The following is a 25662-nucleotide window of genomic DNA, read 5'->3' as shown; positions in this document are numbered from 1 at the left end:
CAGTAGGGCGGTAAGTGGGCTGTGGTGTCAAGGGGGTTGTAGGGGGTTCCCGGGGGCTCTGTGGACGTCAGCGCAGGAAGCGCTCCACCTCCCGCGCGCGGTCGTCCATCTGCGCGCTGATCCGCTCGGCGACATCGGTGACCAGGCGCTCCACCTCGGTGGGGTCGAGCGCGGCGTTGCCGAGGGTGGTCTTGATGAGCTGCCGGGCGGCGAGTTCGGCGCCCTTCGGCAGTGCGACGATGACGGCCATCCCGGCGACGAGCGCGGCCATCTGCGCCGGTGTCGCCCCGGCGCGCAGCGCGCGCCGCAGCCGCATCAGACCCAGCTGCGGCGCCCTCGTGGCGACGTGCAGCGCCCCCTGGGAGTTGCGAAGCACCCGCCACAGGGCGCGGATGCGGCGGCTGATGGCCGTACCGATGATCTCGGGCAGCGCGATGTCGAGCGTGAACTGGTCGTCGCGGATGCCGTACGAGCGGCAGATGTCGAGCACCGGCGGGATCAGCGCGGTCTCCAGCGTGGCGCGCAGCTCGGCCAGGACGTCGTCCAGGCCGGTGAGTTCGCGGATCAGCGCGTCGAGGTCGTCCTCGTCGTCCGCGTTCAGGCGGTCCGCCCGGGCGAGGAGGCGGGTGAGAAGGGAGTTCTTGGCCTGGTCGAACGCGGTGAGCAGCCCGGCACGGATCGCCTCCTCGAACTCCGGGCGGTCCCTGAGCGCCTGGATGTCGCGGCGGAAGCGGGTCACGTCGGCGCTGTGCCGCCCGATGCTGGCGAGCCCCCGGGTCACCGAGAGGGAGGGCTCGGCGGCGTGCTCCACGGTGGCCTCCGGGAACGCGGCGCCGCACAGCTCGCGGACGACGGGCATGCGGGAGCCGCCGCCGGTGAGGACGATCAGCTCGGGGGCGACTCCGCCGAGCAGCCCGCGCACCTGCGTCAGCATGTCCGCGAAGCGGTCGGCCCAGCCGCCGGGGGCCCGGACGACGCGCCCGGGTATGTCGACCGACCGCAGGCGCTCCACGCTCAGGGTGACCAGAGAGACGAACTCGGGGGCGCAGCCGGACTGCATCTCCTGCACCTTGAAGTCCTTGCCGGTGAACTGGGCCTCCTTGGCCCGGCGGCACACCAGCATCAGCATGTGGGAACCGCCGTCCCGGCGCAGCTCCTCGGTGAACCGCGCCGCGTCCTTGGAGTCCGCGCCCTCGAAGTCGGCGCGCACGATCCGGGCGACGGCGGCGTCGATCTCGCGGCAGCCCAGTTCGGCGCCCACGGGCAGGTTCCGCGGGCGCAGGTCCTCCACGACGGTGAAGTCGGTCGTGGAGGAGCCCACGTCGACGACGAGGACCCGGTCGAGCCCGCCGTCGCCCTCGCGCTCGGCCCGGCGGTCGCGGACGTGCACCAGGGCCGACTGGGACTCGGCGACCAGGCGCACCGGCACGTCCATGGCCCGGAGCTGGCGCAGGTAGGCCTTGACGGAGCGGCGGTCCCAGCCCGCGGGGTGGCCGACGTACACCACGCAGTCCGCGTGCACCTCGGGGTGCTTGGCGAAGAACTCCGCGAGGAACACCTGGGCGAACTGCACCGCTTGCAGGTCGGTGTGCCGGTGCCGGTTCTTGAAGTTGACGCTGAAGTGCACGCAGTTCCTGGCGAGCACGGCGTCCTCGCCGATGACGACCTGGTGGCCCAGGTCGGCGTCGGTGTCCGAGGCGTCGGCGGGAGCCAGGGGGACGCGCCCCAGGGCGGTGACGACGGCGGTGCCCTCGGCGCCGCGGACGTGCACCTTCGCCGGGTCCCGCGTGGTGGTGTCCAGCCAGCACAGGGAGCTCTCGCCGTCGCCGAGGTCCAGGCCGACCGCGTACCGGACGTCGTGTTTCCCGTCATGCGCCATGGCCGGGGCCCTCTCCGGTTCCCCCGGTGGCGGAGCTCGTCGGCAGGTCCGCCGAACCGTTCGACAGGCCGCCGGTCACCGTCAGGACCTGGGTCAGGAGCCTGATCTCGGTGGGGCTCGGCGGGTCGGGGAACTCGTAGCCCTCGCGCCGGAACGACACCCTCGCGAGGAGCCGTCGCACTCCCGGGTTCGCGGCGGAGAGCATCGCGTCCTGGCCGCTCAGGTCCGTCTTGAAGAACTCGGTGTCGTCGAAGCGCCGCCAGACGCCGGGGTCGGACTTGAGCGCCGCGAAGAAGCCGGGGTGCTTCATGTGCAGGGCGAGGAGGGTGCCCGCGTGCAGGAGGAGTCTGCGCGAGGGCGGGTCCGACGGGTTGAGGCGCAGGGTCATGGCCGTCAGGTTCAGGCCGTTGACGAAGCGGCGGACGCGGCGCGGGTTGGCCTCGAAGGCGACCTCGACCAGCTCCCACAGCTCCCGCGAGCCCGCGAGCTGGGTGTCGGCGATCTTGTCCTGGAGGTGCCGGACGATGGCTTCGAAGGAGACTCCCGGCAGGTGGTACGGGAAGTGGATGAGCTTTTCCAGGTACTGCCGGCCCCGGGCCTCGTCCGGGTCATCGCGGTGGAACCGGCGGGCGGCGGCCTCCGCGACGACCTGGTAGTCCATGGCGAGCACGAACACGCAGGACCCCTCGCCGAGGAACAGCTTGAGGGAGTCGAGGACGGTGATCGCCGCGTCCGGGCTGCACCGGTCCAGGTCGTCGATGAACAGCACCAGACGCCCGCCGTCGGTGTAGGTGTGGACCACGTCCTTGAAGTCCTGCTCGAAGCGGTTGACGTGCAGATAGGTCTCCGTGCCCGGTTCGGTGAGCGCGGCCTGCGCGGCGTTCACGTCGTCGGCGGTGAGGACGCCCGCGGTGAGCGGGCCCGCGGCGCGGCGGGCGAGGAGCCAGGCGGCGGCCTGGCTGAGCCGCCGGATGGTCTCCAGGGCGCCCGCCATCCGCTCGCGCAGGGCCAGGTCGCCCTTCAGCCGCCGCTCCTCCAGCTCCTGGGCGATCTCGGTGAGCACGCTCTGGATCAGGGCGTGCCAGATCTCGTCCTTCTGGTCGTACTTCCATGGGTTGAACCACACGGTCGGGATGTCGCGCTGGGCCAGCAGGTCCTGGCAGACCTTCATGAAGCTCGACTTGCCCATGCCCCAGGGGCCGAAGACCCCGACGGTCAGCGGCAGGTCCTCGGTGGCGGTGATCGCCGCGCAGAGCACGTCGGCGTGGGTCCGGAATCCGAAGCGGTCCCCGTCCGCGTTCGGGATCGGGTTGTCGGTCAGCAGCATGAGCCCCCCCATGCGCCGCGATGAATCAGCCACCGTGACTGATTGTCAGCGGCATACCGCTCATGGTGCCCGAATCGGCCCTTGTGTGAGCGAAGTTCGCCGAAGTGCCCACAAATGCCGGGCGCCGTTCCGGGGCCGAGGAGGGCGGGGAAATAGCCGACGGGATTCCTCATTGGTACGGACTTTTATGGCGCGCGTGAGGCCGCCGCGCCGGACGCCCCACCGGCTCCCGGCGCCGTACCCGAATGCCCCCGAGGGGCGGTGAGATACATGTATCCGAACCGGAGATGCGGCCGGTCTCCGCGAGGTCTCAACTCGGAAAAGCCTGCAGTCCAAACCTGCATTCGATCTTGCTTGGCCGACTGTAAGTGGACTATACCTGTCGGCGTCCGAGTTCCCTGGGCCGTCCCGCACCGACCTGTCGCGGCGGCCGTTTCCACCGGCGTCGGACACATCCCGCACCATCGCACAACCCCAGCTTCACAACTCCGCGGTGCCGGGGAGGATCCGGTTCACCGCCTGAGTCCTGGAAGAAGGCGAGGACTTGAGCATGGGATCCACCCCTGGGACCTCCGGCAGGCCCGGCAGCGACGGCGTCGGCCGACGCGATCTGATCAAGCGCGCGGCCGCGCTCGGCATCATCTCCGTCCCGACGATGGGCTTCCTCTCGGCCTGCGCGTCCGGCGGCGGCGGTGACAACGACAAGGCCAAGACCGTCAAGAAGACCAAGGGCAACCCCTTCGGCGTCGCCAAGGACAACGACCTCGACGTCTTCATCTTCAAGGGCGGCTACGGCGACGCCTACGCCAAGGCGTGGGAAGCCTCGTACGAGAAGAAGTACGGCGGATCGGTCGCGCACAGCGGTGAGCAGGACGTCACCGGCAAGCTCCAGCCCCGCTTCAACAAGGGCAATCCGCCGGACGTCGTCGACGACTCCGGCTCCAAGAAGATGAAGCTGGACACCCTGCACAAGGAAGGTCATCTGACCGATCTCACGCAGCTGCTCGACGCGCCGTCCATCGACGACCCGAGCAAGAAGATCCGCGACATCATGCTGCCCGGCACCATCGAGCAGGGCACCTTCGGCGGCAAGTTCCACGCGCTGTTCTACGTGTACGCCACCTGGGGCCTCTGGTACTCCAACAAGCTGTTCAAGAAGCACGGTTGGAAGGTCCCGAAGACCTGGGACGAGATGCTCGACATCATGAAGGACGCCAAGTCCAAGGGCATCGGCGGCCTCGCCCACCAGGGCAAGTACCCGTACTACATGAACATCGTGATCATGGACCTGATCGCCAAGACCGGCGGCATGGAATCCGTGAAGGCGATCGACAACCTCGACAAGAAGGCCTTCGTCGGCAACCCGGCCGCCGAGCGCGCCATCGAGGCGGTGTACGAGATCGTGGAGAAGGGCCTGCTGATGCCGGGCACCAACTCCCTGGAGCACACCGAGGCCCAGACCAAGTGGAACGAGTACAAGGCCGTCTTCATCCCCTCGGGCTCCTGGCTGGAGAACGAGCAGGCCAAGCAGACGCCCGACGACTTCGAGATGACGTTCCTGCCGCTGCCCCTGCTGCCCGACTCCAAGATGAAGCTGCACGCCCTGCGCACCGGCGCGGACGAGCCCTTCATCGTGCCGTCCAAGGCGAAGAACGTCCCCGGCGGCCTTGAGTTCCTGCGCCGGATGCTCTCCAAGGAGGGCGCCACCGCCTTCGCCAAGGAGGCCAGTTCGCTGTCCGTGATCGGCCCCGAGTACGTCGACAAGAGCGTCCAACTGCGCCCGGGCATCAAGACCGCGCTCGCCGCCGTCGACGCCTGTCCGGTCGACGAGCGCTTCAACTTCCGCTACTCGGAGTGGTACGGCGAGCTGGACGTCGCCATTCAGAACGCCACCGGCGAGCTGATGGCCAAGCGCATCACGCCCAAGAAGTGGCTCGAGCGCTGCCAGGCGGCGGTCGACAAGGAAGCAGAGAAGAACCCGGACACGAAGCGGAAGTAGTCGTCGTCAGCCGCCGGCCGGGGCCGGGCGCCGCCCACGGCCCGGCCGGGGGTGCGGTGCCGCCTCGGCACGGTCACGGCAAGGCCAGGAGCAGGGTGTTATGCATCGGAAAAAGTACCCGTTCATCGCGGGGTTCCTCATTCTTCCCGTCGGGCTCTATGTATTGCTGGTGATCTGGCCCTATCTCCAGACCATCAGTTACTCCTTCACCGACTGGAGCGGCGCCTCCCAGAACTTCAATTTCGTCGGCCTCGACAACTACAAGGACCTCGCGAACGACGACGTCTTCATCAAGGCGCTGCAGCACAATGCCCTGCTCCTTGTCCTGGTGCCGACCCTGACGATTCTGCTCTCGCTGTTCTTCGCCTTCATGGTGAATGTCGGCGGGCGCGGCGGAGCCGGCGGTGTGTCCGGCGTCAAGGGTTCCGCCTTCTACCGCGTCATCTTCTTCTTCCCGCAGGTCCTGTCCATCGCGATCCTCGCCATCCTGTTCAAGGCGGTCTACCGCGGCGACGACTCGGGCCTCATCAACGGCACGCTGCAGGCGGTCGGCCTCGGCGACAAGAACAACCCCACGGAATGGCTCAACGACCCCGACCTGGTGCTCTGGTGCATCGTCTTCGTGATGGTCTGGGCCGGGGCGGGCTTCTACATGGTGCTGTTCTCGGCCGCCATGCAGTCCATCCCCAAGGACATCTACGAGGCGGCGCTGCTCGACGGCGCCGGACGGTTCCAGACCTTCTTCCGGGTCACCCTGCCGCTGCTCTGGGAGACCATCCAGACGGCCTGGGTGTTCCTCGCCATTCTGTCCATGGACGCGTTCCTGCTCATCTCCACCCTCACGTCGCAGGACTTCGGCGGTGGCCCCGACCACAGCAGTGAGGTCATCTCGACGTACCTCATGCGCAACTTCCAGACGTACAGCAAGAGCGGATACGCCTGCGCCATGGGTGTGGTGATGCTGCTGCTCACCCTGATCGTGTCCATCGTCACGCTGCGGCTCAGCCGTCGTGACCGCATCGAGTTCTAAGGAGGCGCGAGCGATGACGGCTCCTGCGACTCAGCCACCGGTCACCAAGGTCAAGGTGCCGGGCCAGCGCGGCGGCGGCCGCGGCCCCGGCAAGGACGGCATGGAGGGCAGGACCCTCAACGCCTTCTCGCACGGCTTCCTGGTGCTGTGGGCGGTCATGATCGTCCTGCCGCTGTTCTGGATCCTGCTCGGCAACTTCAAGACCGACTCCCAGATCAAGTCCAGCGCCTGGACCTGGCCCACCGAGTGGACCTTCGACGCCTTCCAGCGCGGCTGGGAGAAGGGCGTCGGCGACTATCTCCTGAACACCGTGATCGTGATGGTCATCTCCGTCCCGCTCACCATGCTGCTCGGCGCGATGGCGGCCTACGTGCTCGCCCGCTACGACTTCGTCGGCAACCGGTTCGTGTACTACTTCTTCGTCGCCGGGTCGATGTTCCCGGTGTTCCTGGCGCTCGTACCGCTGTACTTCATGGTCGACCGGCTCGGCATGCTCAACACGTACCAAGGGCTGATCCTGGTGTACGTCGCCTACTCGCTGCCGTTCACCGTGTTCTATCTGCACTCGTTCTTCCGCACCCTGCCCACGGCCGTGCACGAGGCCGCCGTGATCGACGGCGCCTCGCACACCCGGGTGTTCTTCCAGATCATGGTGCCGATGGCGAAGCCCGGACTGATCAGCGTCGGGATCTTCAACGTCCTCGGCCAGTGGAACCAGTACATCCTGCCGCTGACCCTGATGCAGAAGCAGAGCGGCTCCGACCCGGACCGCTCGATGCTCGCCCAGGGCCTGGTCAGCCTGATGAACCAGGGGAACTACGAGACCGACCTGCCCGCCCTGTACGCGGGCATGACCATCTCCATGATCCCGGTCCTCGTGGTCTATCTGTCCTTCCAGCGGCAGGTGCAGTCCGGCCTCACGGCGGCCACGATCAAGTAGTCGAACGCGATCAAGCACAGGGAACGCCCCGCACGCGGGGCGTTTCGTGTGTGTGGTGTGACCTACTGGATTTTCGTCAAGGACTTGACTGCGGTAACCCCTTCAGCAGAGCTTGGAGTTCACAACTTGTACGGGCGGCGCAGGCGCCGCCCGCCATAGGCGGGAGTGGATGAGTCGATGGAGACTCCGGGGTCGCAGTCCTCACTGCACCGAGCAAATCTCGAGCGGGTCGTACGCGCGGTACGGCTCGCCGGATCGCTCACGCAGGCGGAGATCGCCAGGACGACGGGCCTGTCCGCCGCGACGGTGTCGAACATCGTCCGGGAGCTGAAGGACGGCGGCACCGTCGAGGTCACCCCCACCTCGGCGGGCGGCCGCCGGGCCCGCAGCGTCTCCCTCAGCGGGGACGCGGGCATGGTCATCGGCATCGACTTCGGCCACACCCACCTGCGGGTCGCCCTAGGCAACCTCGCCCACAAGGTGCTCGCCGAGGAGGCCGAGCCGCTGGACGTGGACGCCTCCGCCGCGCAGGGCTTCGACCGGGCCGAGCGGCTCGTCGGCAAGCTGATCGAGGCGACCGGCGTGGACCGCACCAAGGTCGCGGGCGTCGGCCTCGGCGTGCCCGGGCCCATCGACGTGGAGTCCGGCACGCTCGGCTCCACCGCGATCCTGCCGGGCTGGGCGGGCACCAAGCCCGCCGAGGAGCTGAACGAGCGGCTCGGGGTGCCCGTGCACGTCGACAACGACGCCAACCTCGGCGCGCTCGGCGAGCTGGTCTGGGGCAGCGGCCGCGGGGTCAAGGACCTCGCGTACATCAAGGTCGCGAGCGGCGTCGGCGCCGGTCTGGTGATCAGCGGCCGGATCTACCGGGGGCCGGGCGGCACAGCGGGAGAAATCGGGCACATCACCCTGGACGAGTCCGGCCCCGTCTGCCGCTGCGGCAACCGCGGCTGCCTGGAGACCTTCGCCGCCGCCCGGTACGTCCTGCCGCTGCTCCAGTCCAGCCACGGCACCGACCTGACCATGGAGCGCGTGGTCGCCCTCGCCCGCGACGGGGACCCGGGCTGCCGCCGGGTGATCTCCGACGTCGGCCGGCACATCGGCAGCGGTGTCGCGAACCTGTGCAACCTCCTCAACCCCAGCAGGGTCGTCCTCGGCGGTGCCCTCGCCGAGGCCGGGGAGCTGGTGCTCGCGCCGATCAGGGAGTCCGTGGGGCGGTACGCCATCCCCAGCGCGGCCCGTCAACTCTCCGTGCTTCCGGGGGCACTTGGCTCGCGCGCCGAGGTCCTGGGGGCGCTCGCCCTCGCGCTCAGCGAGATGGGAGATTCAACCCTTTTGGACGAGAGTCTGCCTGCTGCCACACCCGCCTTCACTTAGATAACGCATGGCACCGTTGTCATCTCGTTAAGGATTTACTCCTTGACGCGTGTCGGGCGGCCGAGTTGACTTCGAGCCACCTCGGCCGCAGCGACGCGGCCACGTCAGGGAGGCACCCCCAAATGAACGCATTGACGCGCCGCGTCGGCATAGGCACCGTCACCGTTTCCATGGCGCTGGCCTTGGCCGCGTGCGGCGAGGCCGGTGACGGCGACGACAAGGGCAGCGGCGGCGACGGCAAGACCATCGGCCTGCTCCTTCCGGAGAACAAGACCACCCGCTACGAGACCTTCGACCGCCCCATCATGGAGGCGAAGATCAAGTCGCTGTGCAGCGACTGTGAGGTCAAGTACAACAACGCCGCGCAGGACATCGAGACCCAGAAGAAGCAGTTCGACGCGCTGATCACGCAGGGCGTCAAGGTGATCATCCTGGACTCGGTGGACTACAAGTCCACCAAGGGCTGGATCGAGCGCGCCAAGAAGGAAGACGTGCAGGTCGTCGCGTACGACCGGCTCGCCGAGGGTCCGCTGGCCGCCTACGTCAGCTACGACAACGAGAAGATCGGCCGCCTCCAGGGCGGCGCACTCGTCAAGGCGCTGGGCTCCGACGCCAAGGACTCCAATGTCGTCATGATCAACGGCTCCCCGACCGACCCGAACGCCCCCTTCTTCAAGAAGGGCGCCCACTCGGTGCTCGACAAGAACGTCAAGAAGGTCGCGTACGAGCAGGACATCCCGGACTGGTCCCCGGACGAGGCGAACAAGAAGATGGCCGCCGCCATCGACAAGCTCGGCAAGGACGGCATCGACGGCGTCTACTCCGCCAACGACGGCATGGCGGGCGGCATCATCACCGCCCTCAAGCAGCGCGGCATCGACGTCCCCGTCGGCGGCCAGGACGCGGAGCTCGCCGGCATCCAGCGCCTGCTGAGCGGCGACCAGGCCTTCACGATCTACAAGCAGATCAAGCCGGAGGCCGAGACCACCGCCGAGATCGCGGTGCGGCTGCTCAAGGACAAGAAGATCGACGACCTGACCGACCGCAAGGTCAACTCGCTCAGCGGCGACTACAAGGGCATCCCCGCCAAGCTGTACGACGCCCAGGCGATCACCAAGGACGAGGTGGCGGGCACCATCGTCAAGGACAAGGTGTACAAGGCCAGCGACATCTGCACCAAGCAGTTCAAGAAGGCCTGCGACGAGGCCGGGATCAAGTAACTCCCGGTCAGGTTCAAGGTGTTGACGCGGCCCGCGGGCCGCGAGACACCTTCCCCAGCGGTCCGGTGTCCGCCCGCTCCATTCCGCCCCGCAGTCGGAGGGCGGGCACCGGGCACCTTGTCCTGCGTGCCGCACGCACCCGTGTTCCCCCGCACGGGGTCCGTGCCGCCCGCGCGCACCACCATCCCCGCCCCTGAAGGCGGCGAAGGAGATGATTCACGTGTCCGCTACGCCCGTGCTGGCGTTGCGCGGGGTCTCCAAGCGGTTCGGCGCCGTCCAGGCGCTCACGGACGTAGACCTCGAGATCCACGCCGGTGAGGTGGTCGCCCTCGTCGGCGACAACGGCGCCGGCAAGTCCACGCTCGTCAAGACCATTTCCGGGGTCCACCCCATCGACGAGGGCGCCATCGAGTGGGAGGGCAGGGAGGTCCGCATCGGCCGCCCCCACGACGCACAGGGCCTCGGCGTGGCCACCGTCTACCAGGACCTCGCGCTCTGCGACAACCTCGACGTCGTCGCCAACCTCTTCCTCGGCAGCGAGCTGAAGAGCGCCAGCGTCCTGGACGAGATCAAGATGGAGAAGCGCGCCCGGGTCCTCCTGGACACGCTGTCCATCCGCATCCCCAGCGTCCGCATCCCCGTCGCCGCCCTCTCCGGCGGCCAGCGGCAGGTTGTCGCCATCGCCCGCGCGCTGGTCGGCGATCCCAAGGTCGTCATCCTCGACGAGCCCACCGCCGCCCTCGGCGTCGAGCAGACCGCCCAGGTCCTGGACCTGGTGGAGCGGCTGCGCGAGCGCGGCCACGGCGTGATCCTCATCAGCCACAACATGGCCGACGTGCAGGCCGTCGCCGACCGGGTCGCGGTGCTTCGCCTCGGCCGCAACAACGGCGTCTTCCGGGTCGCCGACACCTCGCCCGAGGAAGTCATCGCCGCCATCACCGGCGCCACGGACAACGCCGTCACCCGCCGCAGGGCGCGCACGGCCACGGCAACGAAGGAGGGCGCGAAGTGAGCGACCTCGCCAAGACCCCCGACACCGACAAGGTCGAGGCGGCCACCGGCGGCATCGTGGACGCCGAGCCGTCCGCGACCCCCGCCGCGGCCGTCGACCCGCGCCTGCTGGTGCGCGAGCAGGGCTTCGCCGGTTACTGGACGGAGTTCGTCCGCAAGGTCCGCGGCGGTGAGCTGGGCTCGCTGCCCGTCGTCGTCGGCCTCATCGTCATCGCCCTGGTCTTCCAGCTCCAGAACGACAAGTTCCTGTCCGCGAGCAGCCTCGCCAACATCGCGGTGTTCACCTCCGGCGTCGGCATCATGTCGGTCGGCATCGTCTTCGTGCTGCTGCTGGGCGAGATCGACCTGTCCGTCGGCTCCGTCGCCGGTGTGGGTGCCGCCGTCTGGGCGGTCCTGAGCGTCACCCACGGGTGGGGCGACTGGCTGTCGGTGGTCGTGGCCATCGGCTCCGGCCTGGTGATCGGCGCGCTGCACGGATTCTTCTTCGCCAAGATCGGCGTACCGGCCTTCGTGGTCACCCTGGCGGGCTTCCTCGGCTGGAGCGGTCTGCAGATCTGGCTGATGGGCAAGGAGGGCAGCATCAACACGCCCACCGGCTCCGTCGTCGAGGACCTGACCACGCACTTCTTCGCCGACAAGGCCGCCGCGTACGGCCTCGCGCTGATCGCCGTGCTCGCCTACGGGGCCTCCCAGTACCTGGACGCCCGCCGCCGCAAGAACGCCGAGCTGCCCTCGCGTCCGCTCAGCGAGATCCTGCTGCGCACCGGCCTGCTCGCGGTCCTCGCCTTCGTCGCCGCGTACTTCCTGAACGAGCCGGAGGGCGCCCGCGGGCTGCCGCTGGCCCTGGTGCTCTTCCTCGCCGTGCTCGTCATCGCGGACTTCGTGGCCCGCCGCACCACCTTCGGCCGCCAGGTCTTCGCGGTCGGCGGCAACGCGGAGGCGGCGCGCCGCGCGGGCATCAACGTCGACCGGGTGCGGATCACCGTGTTCGCGATCTCCGGCATGCTCGCCGCCTTCGGCGGGCTCTTCATCGCGAGCCTCTCCGGCGGCGCGACCAAGAGCCTCGGCGCCGGCAACACCCTGATGATGGTGATCGCGGCGGCCGTCATCGGCGGCACCAGCCTCTTCGGCGGCCGCGGCAAGATCTGGTCCGCCATGCTCGGCATGCTGGTGATCCAGTCGATCCAGCAGGGCCTGAACCTGGAGGGCATGCCCAACGAGATCCAGTACATGATCACCGGCGCGGTGCTGCTCGCCGCCGTCGTGATCGACTCGGTCTCGCGCAAGACCCAGAAGTCCGCGGGCCGCGCCTGACCGCGCAGGTCCATGCTTGATCACGCGTGTCCGTGCCCGGTACCGGTCATTCCGGTACCGGGCACGGGCATGTCGCCGAATGGGAACATGCGTTCCCGTCCGAAGGGTCGGATTTCCGGGCCGCCCCCGGTCGTACCAGTCGATTTACAGCCGATCGCGTGACGCGGGACCCCTGGCCCGGACTACGCCGTCAGCGGCGGAACATTAGACTCGACAGGCCCGGCAATGCTCGAACAGCGCTACACGCTCTACTGCAAGGAGGCACGGGTGCCGCTGCTGACCCGCATCACGGGACCGCGCGATCTGGACCTGCTCGGCCCGGAACAGCTCAACCAGCTGGCGAACGAGATCCGCGGCTTCCTCGTCGACGCTGTCTCCAAGACCGGCGGTCACCTCGGCCCCAACCTCGGTGTCGTCGAGCTGACCATCGCCCTGCACCGCGTCTTCGAGTCGCCGAAGGACAAGGTCCTGTGGGACACCGGCCACCAGGCCTACGTCCACAAGCTGCTCACCGGCCGCCAGGACTTCGCCAAGCTGCGCGCCAAGGGCGGCCTGTCCGGCTACCCCTCGCGCGCCGAGTCCGACCACGACGTGATCGAGAACAGCCACGCCTCCACCGTCCTCGGCTGGGCCGACGGCCTCGCCAAGGCCAACGAGGTGCGCGGCAAGGACGACCACGTGGTCGCCGTCATCGGCGACGGCGCCCTCACCGGCGGCATGGCCTGGGAAGCGCTGAACAACATCGCGGCCGCCAAGGACCGCCCGCTCGTCATCGTCGTCAACGACAACGAGCGCTCCTACGCCCCCACCATCGGTGGTCTCGCCAACCACCTCGCCACCCTGCGCACCACCGACGGCTACGAACGCTTCCTGGCCCGCGGCAAGGACCTCCTGGAGCGCACGCCGGTCGTCGGCAAGCCGCTGTACGAGACGCTGCACGGCGCCAAGAAGGGCCTGAAGGACTTCATCGCCCCGCAGGGCATGTTCGAGGACCTCGGCCTGAAGTACGTCGGCCCCATCGACGGCCACGACATCGAGGCCCTGGAGTCCGCCCTGCAGCGCGCCAAGCGCTTCGGCGGCCCGGTCATCGTGCACTGCATCACCGAGAAGGGCCGCGGCTACAAACCCGCCGAGGAGGACGAGGCCGACCACTTCCACGGCATCGGCCCGATCCACCCCGACACCGGCCTTCCGATCGCCGCGGGCGGCATGGACTGGACGTCCGTCTTCGGCGAGGAGATGGTCAAGCTCGGCCACGAGCGGGACGACATCGTCGCCATCACCGCGGCCATGCTCCAGCCCGTCGGCCTGCAGAAGTTCGCCAAGGCCTTCCCCGACCGGGTCTACGACGTCGGCATCGCCGAGCAGCACGCCGCCGTCAGCGCCGCAGGCCTCGCCTCCGGCGGTGTCCACCCCGTCTTCGCGGTGTACGCGACCTTCCTCAACCGCGCCTTCGACCAGCTCCTGATGGACGTGGCCCTGCACAAGTGCGGCGTCACCTTCGTCCTGGACCGCGCGGGCGTCACCGGCACGGACGGCGCCTCGCACAACGGCATGTGGGACATGTCGATCCTCCAGTGCGTGCCGACCCTGCGCATCGCCGCGCCCCGCGACGCCGACCAGGTCCGCCTCCAGCTCCGCGAGGCCGTCGAGGTCGACGACGCGCCGACCGTCGTGCGCTACTCCAAGGGCGCCGTCGGCCCCGCGGTGAAGGCCGTCGGCAAGGTCGGCGGCATGGACGTGCTGCGCAAGCCGGACACCGGCCGCCCCGACGTGCTGCTCGTCTCCGTGGGCGCGCTCGCCCCGATGTGCCTGGAGATCGCCGACCTGCTCGACAAGCAGGGCATCTCCACCACCGTCGTCGACCCCCGCTGGGTCAAGCCGGTCGACGAGGCGATGGCGCCGCTCGCCGAGCAGCACCGCGTCGTCGTCACCGTCGAGGACAACTCCCGCGCGGGCGGCGTCGGCTCGGCCGTCGCCCAGGCCCTGCGGGACGCGGGCGTGGACGTGCCGCTGCGCGACTTCGGCATCCCGCCGCGCTTCCTCGACCACGCGTCGCGCAAGGAGGTCATGGCGGAGATCGGCCTGACGGCCCCGGACATCGCCCGCCAGGTGACGGGTCTGGTCGCCAAGCTCGACGGCCTCCCCCACTCCTCACTTCGTTCGAGCGGGGGGACCCCCACCGGACGCGACGCCACGGGCGTGGACTCCGTGGAGCCCGCCCGCGACTGACGTACGTGACGTGCGCGGCTGACGTACGAGGACGACGTTAACGACCGATGTGTCCGGATGGGTCGGTTTCACCACCGTGAAGAGTGGTGAAACCGGCCCATTTGCGTGAATCCACCCGCGTCGGGGCATAAGCAGAACGTGCCCTCTCGATCATGTCGAGGACGACAAGCGTGGGAGGTACGCCGTGAGCAGCACCCTCTTCCGGACGAAGAAGGTCGAGCAGTCCATCCTCGACACCGAGGAACCAGAACACGCGCTCAAGAAATCCTTGTCCGCGCTGGATCTGACCGTCTTCGGCGTCGGTGTCATCATCGGCACCGGCATCTTCGTCCTCACCGGCACGGTCGCCAAGAACAACGCCGGTCCCTCGGTCGCCCTGGCCTTCGTGGTCGCCGGGGTCGTCTGCGCCCTCGCGGCGCTCTGCTACGCCGAGTTCGCCTCCACGCTCCCGGTGGCGGGGTCCGCGTACACGTTCTCGTACGCCTCCCTCGGTGAGCTGCCCGCCTGGATCATCGGCTGGGACCTCGTCCTGGAGTTCGCGCTCGGCACGGCGGTGGTCGCCGTCGGCTGGTCCGGCTATATCGCCTCGCTGCTCGACAACGCGGGCTGGCAGCTGCCGGAGGCGCTCAGCGGCCGGGACGGCGCCGACGGCTTCGGCTTCGACATCCTGGCCGCCGCCCTGGTCCTGGTGCTCACCTTCATCCTGGTCCTCGGCATGAAGCTCTCCGCGCGGATCACCTCCCTCGTCGTCGCGATCAAGGTCCTCGTCGTCCTCGTCGTGATCGTCGCGGGCGCCTTCTTCATCAAGGGCGAGAACTACGATCCGTTCATCCCGAAGGCCCAGGAGGTGGAGGCGGGCAGCGGACTGCACTCCCCGCTGATCCAGCTGATGTTCGGCTGGGCTCCGGGCAACTTCGGCGTGATGGGCATCTTCACCGCCGCCTCCGTCGTCTTCTTCGCCTTCATCGGCTTCGACATCGTGGCCACCGCCGCCGAGGAGACCAAGAACCCGCAGCGGGACATGCCGCGCGGCATCCTCGGCTCCCTGCTCATCTGCACCACGCTCTACGTGGCCGTGTCGATCGTCGTCACCGGCATGCAGCACTACAGCGAGCTCTCCGTGGACGCCCCGCTCGCCGACGCCTTCAAGGCCACCGGGCACCCCTGGTACGCGGGCTTCATCAGCTTCGGCGCCGCCGTCGGCCTGACCACGGTCTGCATGATCCTGCTGCTCGGCCAGACCCGGGTGTTCTTCGCGATGAGCCGCGACGGACTCCTTCCGCGCTTCTTCTCCCGCGTCCACCCGCGCTTCCACACCCCCTACCGGCCGACCATCCTGCTCGGCGTGATCATCGCGGTGCTCGCCGGGTTCACCCCGCTGAGCGAGCTCGCCGAGCTGGTCAACATTGGCACCCTGTTCGCCTTCGTGATCGTCGCGATCAGCGTGATCATCCTCCGCAGGACGCGCCCCGACCTGCACCGCTCCTTCCGCACGCCGTGGGTGCCTTTCCTGCCGATCCTGTCCGTCGGCGCCTCGCTGTGGCTGATGCTCAACCTGCCCGCCGAGACCTGGGTCCGGTTCGCCGGGTGGATGGCGCTCGGCGTCGTCGTCTACTTCCTCTACAGCCGCTCGCACAGCCGCCTGGGACGGCAGCAGGAGACGGCGGTGGGCGAGGTGCTGCGGCCACCGGGCCGCGACGGCAAGGAGTCGTAGCCGCGTCGGTCGCCCGGCCCCGTGTGGTCCCTTCGGAGGGGAGCGCACGGGGCCGGACGCTGTCCCGGCCGTGCCGTTCGAGTCCCTCGCCCCGCTGCCCTTTCGGGCACATTCGCCCTGCAAATCCTGCCCTCGGGGCGGACGGCCGGGGCAGTCTCCGTCTCCGCGTGGGTCTGCTCGCCGTCCGCGGGCCGGGGGGAGCGGTGAGGGGAGGGTCGGGGGCCTGGCGGCCCCGGGCGGGCGCGGGTGCCCCTGAGGGCTCCTGGGTGCCCTCAGGGGCACCGGCGCTACATCCGCCGCCAGTCCCGCGTCACCGACGCCATCGCCGACACCGCCGCCCGCAGATGCCGCTCGCGGTCGCGGATCCGGGCGCCGAACTCGACGTGCAGGAACTCCGTGTCCTGTGCGGCGGCGCCCCGGCCCTGGACGTTCTTGCGGCCTTCGAGGGGGCAGGAGCGGGCCCAGGCGCGGCATACGTCGTAGCCGCGGCGGCGCAGCGCGTCCGCCAGGTCCCGGCCCTCGGCGACGGCCTCGCGGCCCTTGCCCGTGGAGGCGACCACGTCGTACTTGGGGGCGGAGTCGTCCGCCATCCCGTGCACCTGGATGCCGGGCACGCCGCGCTTCGCCAACTCGTCGCAGATGGCGTGGAATACGCTCTTCCGCCGGTGCGCCACGTCCGCCTCGTCGTCGCGCCCAGCTTTGCGATGTGCCCCCGCAATGACCATGACGCCGCCGGGGGAGCGGCTCAGGAGCGCGGCGCCGAGCCGTTCGGTGTGGCGGTCGGCGACGGGGTGGGGGACCTGCACGGACCAGCGGATCGGGGAGTCGAGGTCCACATAGATCCGGCCCCAGCCGCGCGGCGCGGAGGCGTCCTCGGACAGGTCGGACACCTCGGCGTAGCGCCGCCCGGACTCGGTGTCGGTGACCGTGCGCACCCGGAAGTCGACGTCGGCCAGGCGGCGTTCGGCCCGGGAGCGGTGCCGGTCAAGGAGCAGGGCCACGCCCTCGGCGACGGTGCGCCGGTCCCGGGCGGAGGGGCGGCGGTAGCCGCTGTCCTCGGAGAAGCCCGAGGTGTACGCGGTGACCCGGCGCTCCAGGTCGGCCCGGACGCGGCCGCCGGACGACGGCGACGACGTGGCCGAGGGGGACGGCGTCGCGGACGGCTCCCGGCCCTCCGGGGAGCGGTCGGCCGACGGGCGGCGGTCGGGGGAGCGGTCGGCCCACCCGGAGCGCGGCTTCTCGCTGTCCGACGCCGAAGAGCACTGTGTGAGGCACAACACGCTCGCCAGGACGATGGCAAGCGCCACAAGACCCCTGCGCCGCTTTGCGTTTGTTATCGACCGAATTGGAGGGTGAGTCATGGTTGTATAAAGATAGCCTCGTGATGACACGTCCTTCTCGCAGGCTCATATCGACCTGCGCCGCCTCGCTCGTCCTGCTCGCGGGCACCGCCTGCGGTCCTTTCGGCGACGACGACGGCGACGCCGCCGACGGCGAGCCCACCTTCACCGTCGCCGCCGCGGGCGACATCCTCATCCACCCCGAACTCACCGAGCAGGCCCGCAAGGACGGCAAGGTGACGGGCAAGGGTGAGAAGGGCATCGACTTCGACCCGATGATGGCCGGCATCAAGCCGGTGATCAGCAAGGCCGACCTCGGCATCTGCCACTTCGAGCCGGTCGTGGGCGCACCCGGCGGCCCGTTCCAGGGCTTCCCGGACTTCGTGGTCCCGCCGCAGATCACCACCGCCGTCAAGAACGTCGGCTACGACCAGTGCTCCAGCGTCTCCAACCACAGTCTCGACCACGGCCCCGAAGGCGTCACCCGCACCCTCGACGCCCTCGACAAGGCGGGCCTGCGCCACACCGGCACGGCACGGAACAAGGCGGAGGCCGACAAGCCCCTCATCACCAAGGTGAAGGGCGTCAAGGTCGCCCAGATCGCCTTCGCCCTCGGTTTCAACGGCCGCGAAGTCCCCAAGGACAAGCCGTGGCTCGCCAACCTCACCGACTTCGACCGGATCGCCGCGGCCGAGAAGAAGGCCCGCGCCGCGGGCGCCGACGTCGTGATCCTGAGCATCCACTGGGGCAAGGAGCACCAGCCCAACGCCGCCGCCCAGCAGGTCGAACTCGGCCGCAGGATCGCCAAGGAGACCGGGATCAACCTCGTCATCGGCCACCACGCGCACGTCGTGCAGCCGATGGAGAAGATCGACGGCACCTGGATCGCGTATGGCCTCGGCAACCAGATCGCCCGGCACGACGCGCCCAGCGGACTGACCGAGGAAGGCGTCATCGGCTGGTTCGAGTTCCGCAAGAACGGTGACGACTGGGACGTCAACGCCAAGTACGCGCCCACGTTCACGGAGATCCCGCCGGAGCCCGACGAGGACGGCGGCGCGCTGCCCAAGGGCGCGGTCAAGGACCACCGGCTGCTCGACGTGGCCAGCGCGCTGCGCGCGGACAAGGGCCTCACCACCCAGCAACGCGCCCGCTACCGCCTCGCGTTCGAGCGCACCCAGGGCACGCTGCTCAACCGCGGCGCGAGCAAGGACGGCCTCAAGCCCCTGGAGACGTTGCCGGACTGAGAAATTCCGCGGAACTCCAGGTGAACCGTCCGGCGGCCTTGTGAAGGATGCCGGAAGTGGATCTTTGACGTAGCTCACATCTCGCTACTCTCGTACATCCATCCGGACCCGTCATGGGTCATGACATTCCAGATCGCACCCGTGCGCCCGCGCGCGCCGCGGCGCGACACCCACACCCCGTGTCACATCAGTGTCACTCGCTGTGTCACTCCAGGAGAGGAGCACCCCCTTGGCCGCTTCGCCCACGAAGCGGCGGCACAAGGTCCGCCGAAGGACCGACATGTCACTGATCGGAGGCATCCGCCCCCCGATCGCCGTGTTGTCGGTCCTGCTCCTTGCCCTGGCGGGCGTCACCGCCCTCACTCTTGGCCGCGTCGGCCAGGAAGCCGTCCCCAAGGCAGTCAAGTCGTCCCAGCAGCACTTCGCCGAGGACGGCGCCATCGCCCTGCGCGCCTCGATCGACGAGAGCGTCACCGACCTCACCCGGACCGCGGATCTGTTCAACGCGTCCGACCCGGTGCCCGCCGACGCCGTGCTCGACAAGATCAGCAGCGTGTACCAGAAGTGGATGGGCACCGCGGTCATGGAGGTCCGCTCGGGCAAGCTCCTCGCCGCCCGCGGCGAGAACGTGCCGCTGGCCGCGATCGACCGCGCCAAGCTGTCCGACGAGGACGGCCTCGCGCCCCGCATGGTGCGCCTGGAGAGCGGCGAGACCCGGCTGCTCGCCTTCGCCGTCCTCGCCTGGAAGGGACAGCCGCAGCAGCTCCTGGTCGCATCGAGCAGCCTGCGCTTCCCCGGCATCAGCCTCGGCAACTTCCGCTCCATCGCCGTCGTCGGCGACGACGGCAAGGTGCTGAGCACCGACGGCATCCCCGCTCCCGAGCAGGTCAGCACCGACCAGGAACGAGCGGAGGTCAAGGCCTCCGAGAAGCAGCTCAAGGCGTTCGCCGAGACCGCCGCGAAGAAGTCCCGCAGCCACCCGATCCTGGCCAAGGAGCCCGGCTCCGGCGGCTATCTCGGTGTCAGCGGCCATCTGGTCGGCGACCGCCACCTCGGTGAGCGGTCCATCGCCGGTTACGCCTCGCTCGCCGCACCGGAGGCGGGGGAGTCCACCGTGGCCACCCGCCTCGGCCTCAGCGTCGTCTCCATGGTGCCGGTCGCCGAGGACGCCAAGCGCACCAAGGGCTCCGCCCTCGGCCTGTTCGCCGCGGGCGCGCTCCTCCTCATCGGCGGCCTCACCGTCTTCCTGCTCCTGCGCACCGTGCAGCGCCCGATCGTCCGGCTGTTCCTGGAGAGCCGCAGACTCACCCGCGGCGACCTCGGCCGGCCGGTGTCCGTGCCCAAGCACGGCGAGGCCGCCCGCATCGGCGGCGCCCTGGAACGGCTGCGCCGCCAGCTGAACGGCGAACCGGCGGCCAAGGCCACCCCGGCCAAGCGCAAGGGGCTCGGCAGCCGGACCCTGCTCGCCGTCGCCGGTGTGCTGCTGCTCGTCTGGTCGGCGCCGCTGCTGCTGCTCCTCAACCGCGCCGGGGACACCGTCCAGGTGCCGCAGCAGATGGTCAACGACCAGCGCGAGCGCACCGACACCCTCTCCGACCGGGTCCGCCGCGCCCTCAACGAGGGCCACGCCGACCTCACCTCGCTCGCGTCCCTCATCGGTGCCCGCACCGACCCCGCGGACATGGACAAGGTCCTGGAGAGCACCCGCAACCAGCACTCCCGCTATCGCTCGCTGTACGTCCTCGACAAGGACGGCAAGGTCCTCTCCAAGGCGGGCGACGACCCGCGCAGCCCCTCCGGTGAGAAGCCGTCCGACGACGCGGTCCGGGTGATCGACGACGACGGCAAGGAGCCGGTCATCATCGGCACCGCCGAGGTGCCGGGCCGCCAAGGCGCCGCCGTGGTGGGCGAGTTCCGTATCGAGTTCCTGAACTCGCTGCTCAAGCGCCCCGGCCTCGGCGAGGTCCGCGTCGTCGACGCCAAGCGCCGGGTGCTCGGCGGCAACAACGGCTACCGCGAGTTCCAGGGGCTGCCCAGCGGCCGCCTCAACGGGCTCGTCGAGGGCACCGGCCAGAAGGTCGGCGGCAAGCCGCGCCCCAGCGGTGTGCTGTACCGCGACGGCGGCGACATCCAGATCGCGGCCGCGGCCCCGTTCGCCGGCGGCGGCGCGGCCGAGCAGCTCGGCTGGTCCGTGGTCAGCTGGCAGCCCGCGTCGAACCTCGAGATCCCCGAGTACACCCTGCAGAACCGCACGGTCCTCGCGGGCATGCTCGGCATCACGGCGGCCGCGGCCTGCCTCGGCTGGCTGCACATCATCGTGGTGCGGCCGCTGCGCAAGCTCGCCGACCAGGCCGAGGCACTGGCCGACGGCGACCGCAAGACCGTCCTGTACCCGGTCCATCACGACGAGGTCGGTGCCGTCACGCGCAGCCTCGAACTGATCAGGCAGCAGCTGCCGTCGGGCACGCAGCGCAAGCGGGACGGCGCGAGTGCCGGCCTCGCCGGAAGGAACTGAACCGCTGTGCTCTTCCTCTACACCGTCCTGGTGGTGTGCTGCGCCGTCCTGCTGGTCGCGGGCGTGATCGAGCAGCGACGGCACTTCACCAACCTGGAACACATACCGTCGCGGGTGCTGGTCAACGGCATCCGCGGCAAGAGCTCCATCACCCGCCTGTGCGCGGGCGCCCTGCGCGGCGGCGACCTGACCACGGTCGCCAAGACCACCGGCACCGCGGCCCGGTTCATCCACCCGGACGCCACCGAGGAGCCGGTCTACCGCAAGTTCGGCATCGCCAACGTCGTCGAGCAGATCGGCATCGTGCGGCGCGCCGCCGCGTACAACCCGGACGCGCTGGTCATCGAGTGCATGGCGGTCATGCCGGCGCTCCAGGAGATCAACCAGTCCAAGCTGATCCGCTCCACCATCGGCGTGCTCTGCAACGTCCGTGAGGACCACCTCGCCGAGATGGGCCCGACCCTGGACGACGTGGCGCGCTCCCTGTCCCGCTCGATGCCGGAGAACGGCATCTGCGTGACCGCCGAGAAGGACCGCTTCGCGATCCTCAAGGAGGAGGCCGACGCCCGGAACTGCGAGCTGATCTACGCGGACCCGGAGACGGTCAGCGACGAGGAGCTGCGCGGCTTCAGCTGGTTCACCTTCAAGGAGAACGTGTCGATCGCCCTCAAGGTCGCCGAACTCCTCGGCGTCGGCCGCGAGGTCGCCCTCCAGGGCATGTACGACGCGCCGCCGGACCCCGGTGTCCTCTCCGTCGAGCGGTACGTCACCGAGGAGGGCAAGAAGCTCCGCTTCGCCAACGTCTTCGCGGCCAACGACCCCGAGTCGACGCTGATGAACATCAACCAGCTGCTCGACCTCGGCGCCATCCACCGGCCGCTGAACGTCGTCATCAACTGCCGCCCCGACCGCGTCGAGCGCAACGGCCAGATGGGCGAGATCATCCCGGACCTGCAGCCGGACAAGGTCTTCGTCATCGGCCACCCCGCCAAGTCCGCCATCGACGCGATCCCCGCCGACTGGCGCTCGCGCGCGGTGGACCTCGGCGGCGACCGGCGCGACCCGGAGGAGTTCATGGGCCAGCTGCTCGGGCAGCTCGGCGCCGACTCCTCGCTCGTGGCCATCGGCAACATCCACGGCCAGGGCGAGCTGCTCCTCGAGCACCTCGCCGAGCTCCCCGCCGACGAGAGCGAGGACCCGGCGACCCCGGCGGCCCCGGCGGGGGAGTCCGCCAACGAGACCACCGGCAGCCACCAGCTGTACGAGCCGCACATCGACCCGTACCAGCACTACCCGGAGGCGTACGAGTCGCGGTACACGAACACGGGATCGCACCGGATGGTCCCGGTGCCGCCCATCCCCGTGCAGCGCACCGCACAGCAGCCCTACCCGCAGTACGACGCCCAGGCCGCGCAGGACCCCTACGCGGGGCAGGGCGCGTACCAGCAGGGCCAGGGGCAGTACGCGGCGCAGGAACCGTACGCGGCACAGCAGGCGTCGTACGACACGTCGGTCACCTACGACGCGTACGGCCAACAGCACCAGCAGGCCCCGCACGAGCACCACGGCCAGCAGGGTCACTACGGCCAGCACTCGCAGCACCACCAGCACGCCCCGCACCAGCCCCAGGGCGCGCACGAGCAGTACGCGCCGCACGAGTCCTACCGCGCGCCGCACGCGCCGCACCCCGAGGACCCGTCCCAACCTCCCGCCCCCCGCGGCCTGTTCGAGCCGCGCGTCCCGCCCGCCCCGCCCGCCGCGGATGAAACCCAGCAGTGGCACAGCCCAGGAGAGCAGCGTTGATCCCGTCCGTCCTCACCCCCGAGATCGCCGCGGTCGGCATCGCGCTCGGGCTGCTGTTCTCGCTCGTCTGCTATCTGACGACCAACCTGTCGCCCGGCGGCATGATCACGCCGGGCTGGCTCGCGCTGACCCTCGTCGAGGACCTCCAGCGCGCCGCCATGGTGGTCGGCGTCACCGTCCTGACGTACGTCTGCACCCTGCTGATGCAGAAGTTCGTCATCCTCTACGGCAAGCGCCTGTTCGCCGCGGTCGTGCTCACCGGCGTGGTGCTCCAGGCCACCGTGATGATCGTGCTCTCGATCGAGTTCCCGCTGATGTACAGCAACCAGACCCTCGGCTTCATCGTGCCGGGCCTGATCGCCTACCAGCTGGTCCGTCAGCCCAAGGGCCCCACCCTGCTCGCCACCGGCTCGGTGACCCTCATGGCCTATGTCGTCCTCACGGCCGGGATCCTCCTCGGCTTCATGCCCTCCGCCTGACTTACCGGAGCCACACATGCCGCCCAAGAAGAAGCGCCCCGCAGTCCACGCCGTCACCGTCCTCGCCCTGCTCGCGGGCAGCACCTACCTGACCGTCGAGCTGCGCAAGGACGAGAAGGACAAGACGCCGACGGTGCAGGCCGTCACCGACACCCCGGACCTGACCAACGGCACCGGCCAGGCCGACGGGAAGCAGAAGTGGGAGCGGCTGCGCAACCCCGACCGCTCCGTCCTGCGCACCGAGGACGGCAAGGTCCTCGCCTCGTTCACCGACGGCGCCCGCACGGCGACCCTGTCCGGGCCGAGCCGTACCTTCGCCGAGCCCAGCCAGACCAAGTCGAAGGTCGTCACCGACGACTGGGTGCGGCTGATGCCGGAGGTGTGGCGCAAGGGCGCGGAGAAGGAGAAGTGGTTCAAGGACTGGTTCAAGGAGTTCGCGGGCAGCGAGGAGGACGACCTCTTCGCGATGGCGTTCCAGTACGTGGAGGGCGCGCCCGTCAAGAAGGACGACGAGGGCATCTCCTACGCCGGTGACGCCAGCTTCGGGCCGCTGAACCCGGCCGGCAGCGAGGGCAACGACCTGCGCGAGGAGCAGTCCGACTTCTACGACTACCTCGGCATCCCGTACACCTTCCGCGACGGCACCACGATCCAGCCCGAGGCCAAGCGGGCCCGCGCCATCGACTGCTCCGGCTTCATCCGGACCGTCTTCGGCTACCGCGCCCGCTTCCCGCTGATGGCGAGCGACACCACCGGCGACGGCCTGCCCCGCACCGCCAACGGCATGGCCCGCGGCAAGCTCGGCGCGCCCGTCATCCCGCTCAAGGGCGTGGGTGCCACCGACCGCCCGAAGACGATCGATGTGGTCCAGCCCGGCGACCTGGTCTTCTTCAAGCTCGACGCCCGCACCAAGGAGCGCCTCGACCACGTGGGGATCTTCCTCGGCCACGACGCCGAGGGCCACAAGATATTCATCTCCAGCCGCGAAGAGGTCAACGGCCCCACCATCGGCGACAAGGGCGGCACGTCCCGCCTCGACGGCAACGGCTACTACGCCAAGGCGCTGCGCAGCGCCAAGCGCCTCTAGCCACCCGGCTCCCGCGCGGCCCGGCCAGGCCCGCGCGGGAGCGCCGTACCCCTCCTCACCCCCTACCTGGCGAGAACGTCACCCGTGACAGGAGCGAGAGCCCCTATCGCTGATGACAGGCCGCGGGGCGGCGTGTTTGTCTGGGCCGCCCGATCACGGACGGCCCCGCAACGCGGGCCGCAGAAGGGGGAGTTCATGAAGTTCGCCAAGGTGCCCGCGCGCGTGCTGCTGCCGCTCGCCGGAGCCGCGCTCGCCACCACCGCCCTCGCCGCGCCCGCCACGGCCGCGCCCGAGCACTGGACCGACGGCGAGGTCCACTACGCCGAGTCCCGCTCGTTCGTCACCCCGTACGACGGCTCCCAGGGCGCCCGCGCCGTCCTCCGCGTGGACTGGGAGACCGGCAAGGGCGGCGTCTACGGCAACACGTGGGACCTCAAGAAGGACGGCAACGACGCCATCCTGCAGGCCGGTTACTCCTGGCTCGACGGCGCCACCTGGAAGTCCACCACCCGCACCCTCAACACGGTCAAGGACGCCAGCGACAGCGGCCGCCACACCAGCCTGCACACCGACCCGGCAGTCAAGATCAAGGACCTGAAGGTCAGGGTCTGCACGGTCGACGGCGCGGGCGCCCAGGTGTGGTGCGGGGCCTGGTACTGAGCACCGGAGCGGGCCTGAGCGCCGGGGCGGGCAGGCCCTAGTCCCGCACCGTCCGCGGCCCCACGCACTCCGCCCCCAGCGCGCCGACGCGGCGGCGCAGTTCGCGGTCCGCGGTCACCACCACACGGCGGCCCGGGATCTCCGCGACCAGCTCCACGATCCGGTCGTCGCCGCTGCCGGGGGCGGAGTCGACCCGTACACCGGGGACGGACTCGACGCCTCGGGCCTGCCCTTCCACGACGAGGACGACAGCCAGGGGCCCCGGCAGTTCGGGCAGGCCCGCCGCGGCGAACGGCACCAGCCGGTCCCGCAGCCGCTCCGCCGCGCCCCGCCGGTCCCGCCACCAGCCGTCCGGCACGGAGCCCACGACATTGGCGGCGTCCACGACGAGGGTCACAGTGTCCATGCGGCCAAGCCTCGCACGCCCGGGTGCACCCACCCCCACCTCGCCCATTAGAGTTGCTGTGACCCGACGTCCCTGGCCACGG

The 25662-nt window shown here is 69.8% G+C and carries 19 protein-coding genes; 15 read left to right on the top strand and 4 right to left on the bottom strand.

Translation table 11 applies throughout. From position 1 onward, the window contains the following. Positions 1 to 67: 67 nt before the first annotated feature. Together ACZ6AA_RS28370 and ACZ6AA_RS28365 are read right to left on the bottom strand one after the other, a co-directional pair. A complete protein-coding gene (locus ACZ6AA_RS28370; protein WP_471460703.1) occupies positions 68 to 1879 on the bottom strand; it encodes an Hsp70 family protein in 1812 nt (603 codons plus the stop codon). Then, the gene (locus tag ACZ6AA_RS28365) at positions 1869 to 3206 is read right to left on the bottom strand and encodes a KAP family P-loop NTPase fold protein (RefSeq protein WP_471460702.1); all 1338 of its coding nucleotides are present in this window, start codon (positions 3204 to 3206) and stop codon (positions 1869 to 1871) included. The genes ACZ6AA_RS28370 and ACZ6AA_RS28365 overlap by 11 nt, the downstream gene beginning before the upstream one ends. A gap of 550 nt (positions 3207 to 3756) precedes the next feature. Between ACZ6AA_RS28365 and ngcE the strand changes: the two genes are divergently transcribed. The 9 genes from ngcE to ACZ6AA_RS28320 all read left to right on the top strand — a co-directional run bounded on the left by ngcE (position 3757) and on the right by ACZ6AA_RS28320 (position 16043). Continuing rightward, the gene (gene ngcE, locus ACZ6AA_RS28360) at positions 3757 to 5205 is read left to right on the top strand and encodes an N-acetylglucosamine/diacetylchitobiose ABC transporter substrate-binding protein (RefSeq protein ID WP_468456022.1); all 1449 of its coding nucleotides are present in this window, start codon (positions 3757 to 3759) and stop codon (positions 5203 to 5205) included. Between the two features lie 100 nt (positions 5206 to 5305). Then, positions 5306 to 6235, top strand: a complete 930-nt coding sequence (locus tag ACZ6AA_RS28355) for a carbohydrate ABC transporter permease (protein ID WP_468456020.1) — start codon at positions 5306 to 5308, stop codon at positions 6233 to 6235. A gap of 13 nt (positions 6236 to 6248) precedes the next feature. Then, positions 6249 to 7175: a carbohydrate ABC transporter permease gene (locus tag ACZ6AA_RS28350; protein WP_468481134.1), complete on the top strand. Its 927-nt coding sequence runs from the start codon at positions 6249 to 6251 to the stop codon at positions 7173 to 7175. Positions 7176 to 7352: 177 nt separating this feature from the next. Continuing rightward, positions 7353 to 8552, top strand: a complete 1200-nt coding sequence (locus ACZ6AA_RS28345; RefSeq protein ID WP_468456016.1) for an ROK family transcriptional regulator — start codon at positions 7353 to 7355, stop codon at positions 8550 to 8552. A gap of 122 nt (positions 8553 to 8674) precedes the next feature. Further along, the gene (locus ACZ6AA_RS28340) at positions 8675 to 9772 is read left to right on the top strand and encodes a substrate-binding domain-containing protein (protein ID WP_468456014.1); all 1098 of its coding nucleotides are present in this window, start codon (positions 8675 to 8677) and stop codon (positions 9770 to 9772) included. A 211-nt stretch (positions 9773 to 9983) separates the two neighbouring features. Next, positions 9984 to 10784 carry an ATP-binding cassette domain-containing protein gene (locus ACZ6AA_RS28335; RefSeq protein ID WP_078618988.1) on the top strand — a complete coding sequence of 267 codons (801 nt, stop codon included), beginning with the start codon at positions 9984 to 9986 and terminating at the stop codon, positions 10782 to 10784. Next, positions 10781 to 12097, top strand: coding sequence for a sugar ABC transporter permease (locus ACZ6AA_RS28330; protein ID WP_468456012.1), 1317 nt, complete (start codon positions 10781 to 10783; stop codon positions 12095 to 12097). Before ACZ6AA_RS28335 ends, ACZ6AA_RS28330 begins: the two co-directional genes overlap by 4 nt. Positions 12098 to 12364: 267 nt before the next feature. Next, positions 12365 to 14329 (top strand): 1-deoxy-D-xylulose-5-phosphate synthase, encoded by a 1965-nt coding sequence (dxs, locus tag ACZ6AA_RS28325; RefSeq protein WP_468456363.1) that lies wholly within the window; start codon positions 12365 to 12367, stop codon positions 14327 to 14329. 184 nt (positions 14330 to 14513) lie between these two features. Beyond that, positions 14514 to 16043 (top strand): amino acid permease, encoded by a 1530-nt coding sequence (locus ACZ6AA_RS28320; protein ID WP_468456010.1) that lies wholly within the window; start codon positions 14514 to 14516, stop codon positions 16041 to 16043. Positions 16044 to 16330: 287 nt separating this feature from the next. Here the strand turns inward: ACZ6AA_RS28320 and ACZ6AA_RS28315 are convergent, their stop codons facing one another. Next, the gene (locus tag ACZ6AA_RS28315) at positions 16331 to 17350 is read right to left on the bottom strand and encodes a hypothetical protein (RefSeq protein ID WP_468456008.1); all 1020 of its coding nucleotides are present in this window, start codon (positions 17348 to 17350) and stop codon (positions 16331 to 16333) included. Positions 17351 to 17427: 77 nt separating this feature from the next. On the opposite strand from ACZ6AA_RS28315, the gene ACZ6AA_RS28310 reads away from it, so the two are divergent. The 6 genes from ACZ6AA_RS28310 to ACZ6AA_RS28285 all read left to right on the top strand — a co-directional run bounded on the left by ACZ6AA_RS28310 (position 17428) and on the right by ACZ6AA_RS28285 (position 25174). Next, positions 17428 to 18630, top strand: coding sequence for a CapA family protein (locus ACZ6AA_RS28310; protein WP_471460701.1), 1203 nt, complete (start codon positions 17428 to 17430; stop codon positions 18628 to 18630). Between the two features lie 280 nt (positions 18631 to 18910). Next, positions 18911 to 21145, top strand: a complete 2235-nt coding sequence (locus tag ACZ6AA_RS28305) for a HAMP domain-containing protein (protein ID WP_468456004.1) — start codon at positions 18911 to 18913, stop codon at positions 21143 to 21145. A 6-nt stretch (positions 21146 to 21151) separates the two neighbouring features. Then, positions 21152 to 22948 (top strand): poly-gamma-glutamate synthase PgsB, encoded by a 1797-nt coding sequence (gene pgsB, locus ACZ6AA_RS28300; RefSeq protein ID WP_471460700.1) that lies wholly within the window; start codon positions 21152 to 21154, stop codon positions 22946 to 22948. Further along, on the top strand, positions 22945 to 23427 hold the full coding sequence (locus ACZ6AA_RS28295) for a poly-gamma-glutamate biosynthesis protein PgsC/CapC (protein ID WP_030357209.1): 483 nt from the start codon (positions 22945 to 22947) through the stop codon (positions 23425 to 23427). The genes pgsB and ACZ6AA_RS28295 overlap by 4 nt, the downstream gene beginning before the upstream one ends. A 16-nt stretch (positions 23428 to 23443) precedes the next feature. Then, complete coding sequence (locus tag ACZ6AA_RS28290) at positions 23444 to 24514, top strand: C40 family peptidase (protein ID WP_468456000.1); 1071 nt, start codon at positions 23444 to 23446, stop codon at positions 24512 to 24514. 195 nt (positions 24515 to 24709) lie between these two features. Next, on the top strand, positions 24710 to 25174 hold the full coding sequence (locus ACZ6AA_RS28285) for a hypothetical protein (protein WP_468455998.1): 465 nt from the start codon (positions 24710 to 24712) through the stop codon (positions 25172 to 25174). Positions 25175 to 25211: 37 nt separating this feature from the next. Here ACZ6AA_RS28285 and ACZ6AA_RS28280 read toward each other — a convergent pair whose 3' ends face one another. After that, positions 25212 to 25580 (bottom strand): PIN domain-containing protein, encoded by a 369-nt coding sequence (locus ACZ6AA_RS28280; protein WP_468455996.1) that lies wholly within the window; start codon positions 25578 to 25580, stop codon positions 25212 to 25214. Positions 25581 to 25662: the final 82 nt, after the last annotated feature.

This window comes from Streptomyces sp. NPDC040610, assembly GCF_055594065.1.
This window is presented reverse-complemented; position numbering and strand designations above follow the sequence as displayed.

Excerpts from the sequence above, each read along its gene's own strand:
- ACZ6AA_RS28350 (WP_468481134.1), top strand. The coding sequence starts at position 6,249 with ATGACGGCTCCTGCGACTCAGCCACCGGTCACCAAGGTCAAGGTGCCG.
- ACZ6AA_RS28365 (WP_471460702.1), bottom strand. The coding sequence starts at position 3,206 with ATGCTGCTGACCGACAACCCGATCCCGAACGCGGACGGGGACCGCTTC.
- ACZ6AA_RS28290 (WP_468456000.1), top strand. The coding sequence starts at position 23,444 with ATGCCGCCCAAGAAGAAGCGCCCCGCAGTCCACGCCGTCACCGTCCTC.
- ACZ6AA_RS28285 (WP_468455998.1), top strand. The coding sequence starts at position 24,710 with ATGAAGTTCGCCAAGGTGCCCGCGCGCGTGCTGCTGCCGCTCGCCGGA.
- ACZ6AA_RS28280 (WP_468455996.1), bottom strand. The coding sequence starts at position 25,580 with ATGGACACTGTGACCCTCGTCGTGGACGCCGCCAATGTCGTGGGCTCC.
- ACZ6AA_RS28340 (WP_468456014.1), top strand. The coding sequence starts at position 8,675 with ATGAACGCATTGACGCGCCGCGTCGGCATAGGCACCGTCACCGTTTCC.
- ACZ6AA_RS28345 (WP_468456016.1), top strand. The coding sequence starts at position 7,353 with ATGGAGACTCCGGGGTCGCAGTCCTCACTGCACCGAGCAAATCTCGAG.
- ngcE (WP_468456022.1), top strand. The coding sequence starts at position 3,757 with ATGGGATCCACCCCTGGGACCTCCGGCAGGCCCGGCAGCGACGGCGTC.
- ACZ6AA_RS28310 (WP_471460701.1), top strand. The coding sequence starts at position 17,428 with ATGACACGTCCTTCTCGCAGGCTCATATCGACCTGCGCCGCCTCGCTC.
- ACZ6AA_RS28370 (WP_471460703.1), bottom strand. The coding sequence starts at position 1,879 with ATGGCGCATGACGGGAAACACGACGTCCGGTACGCGGTCGGCCTGGAC.
- ACZ6AA_RS28355 (WP_468456020.1), top strand. The coding sequence starts at position 5,306 with ATGCATCGGAAAAAGTACCCGTTCATCGCGGGGTTCCTCATTCTTCCC.
- ACZ6AA_RS28335 (WP_078618988.1), top strand. The coding sequence starts at position 9,984 with ATGATTCACGTGTCCGCTACGCCCGTGCTGGCGTTGCGCGGGGTCTCC.
- ACZ6AA_RS28305 (WP_468456004.1), top strand. The coding sequence starts at position 18,911 with ATGTCACTGATCGGAGGCATCCGCCCCCCGATCGCCGTGTTGTCGGTC.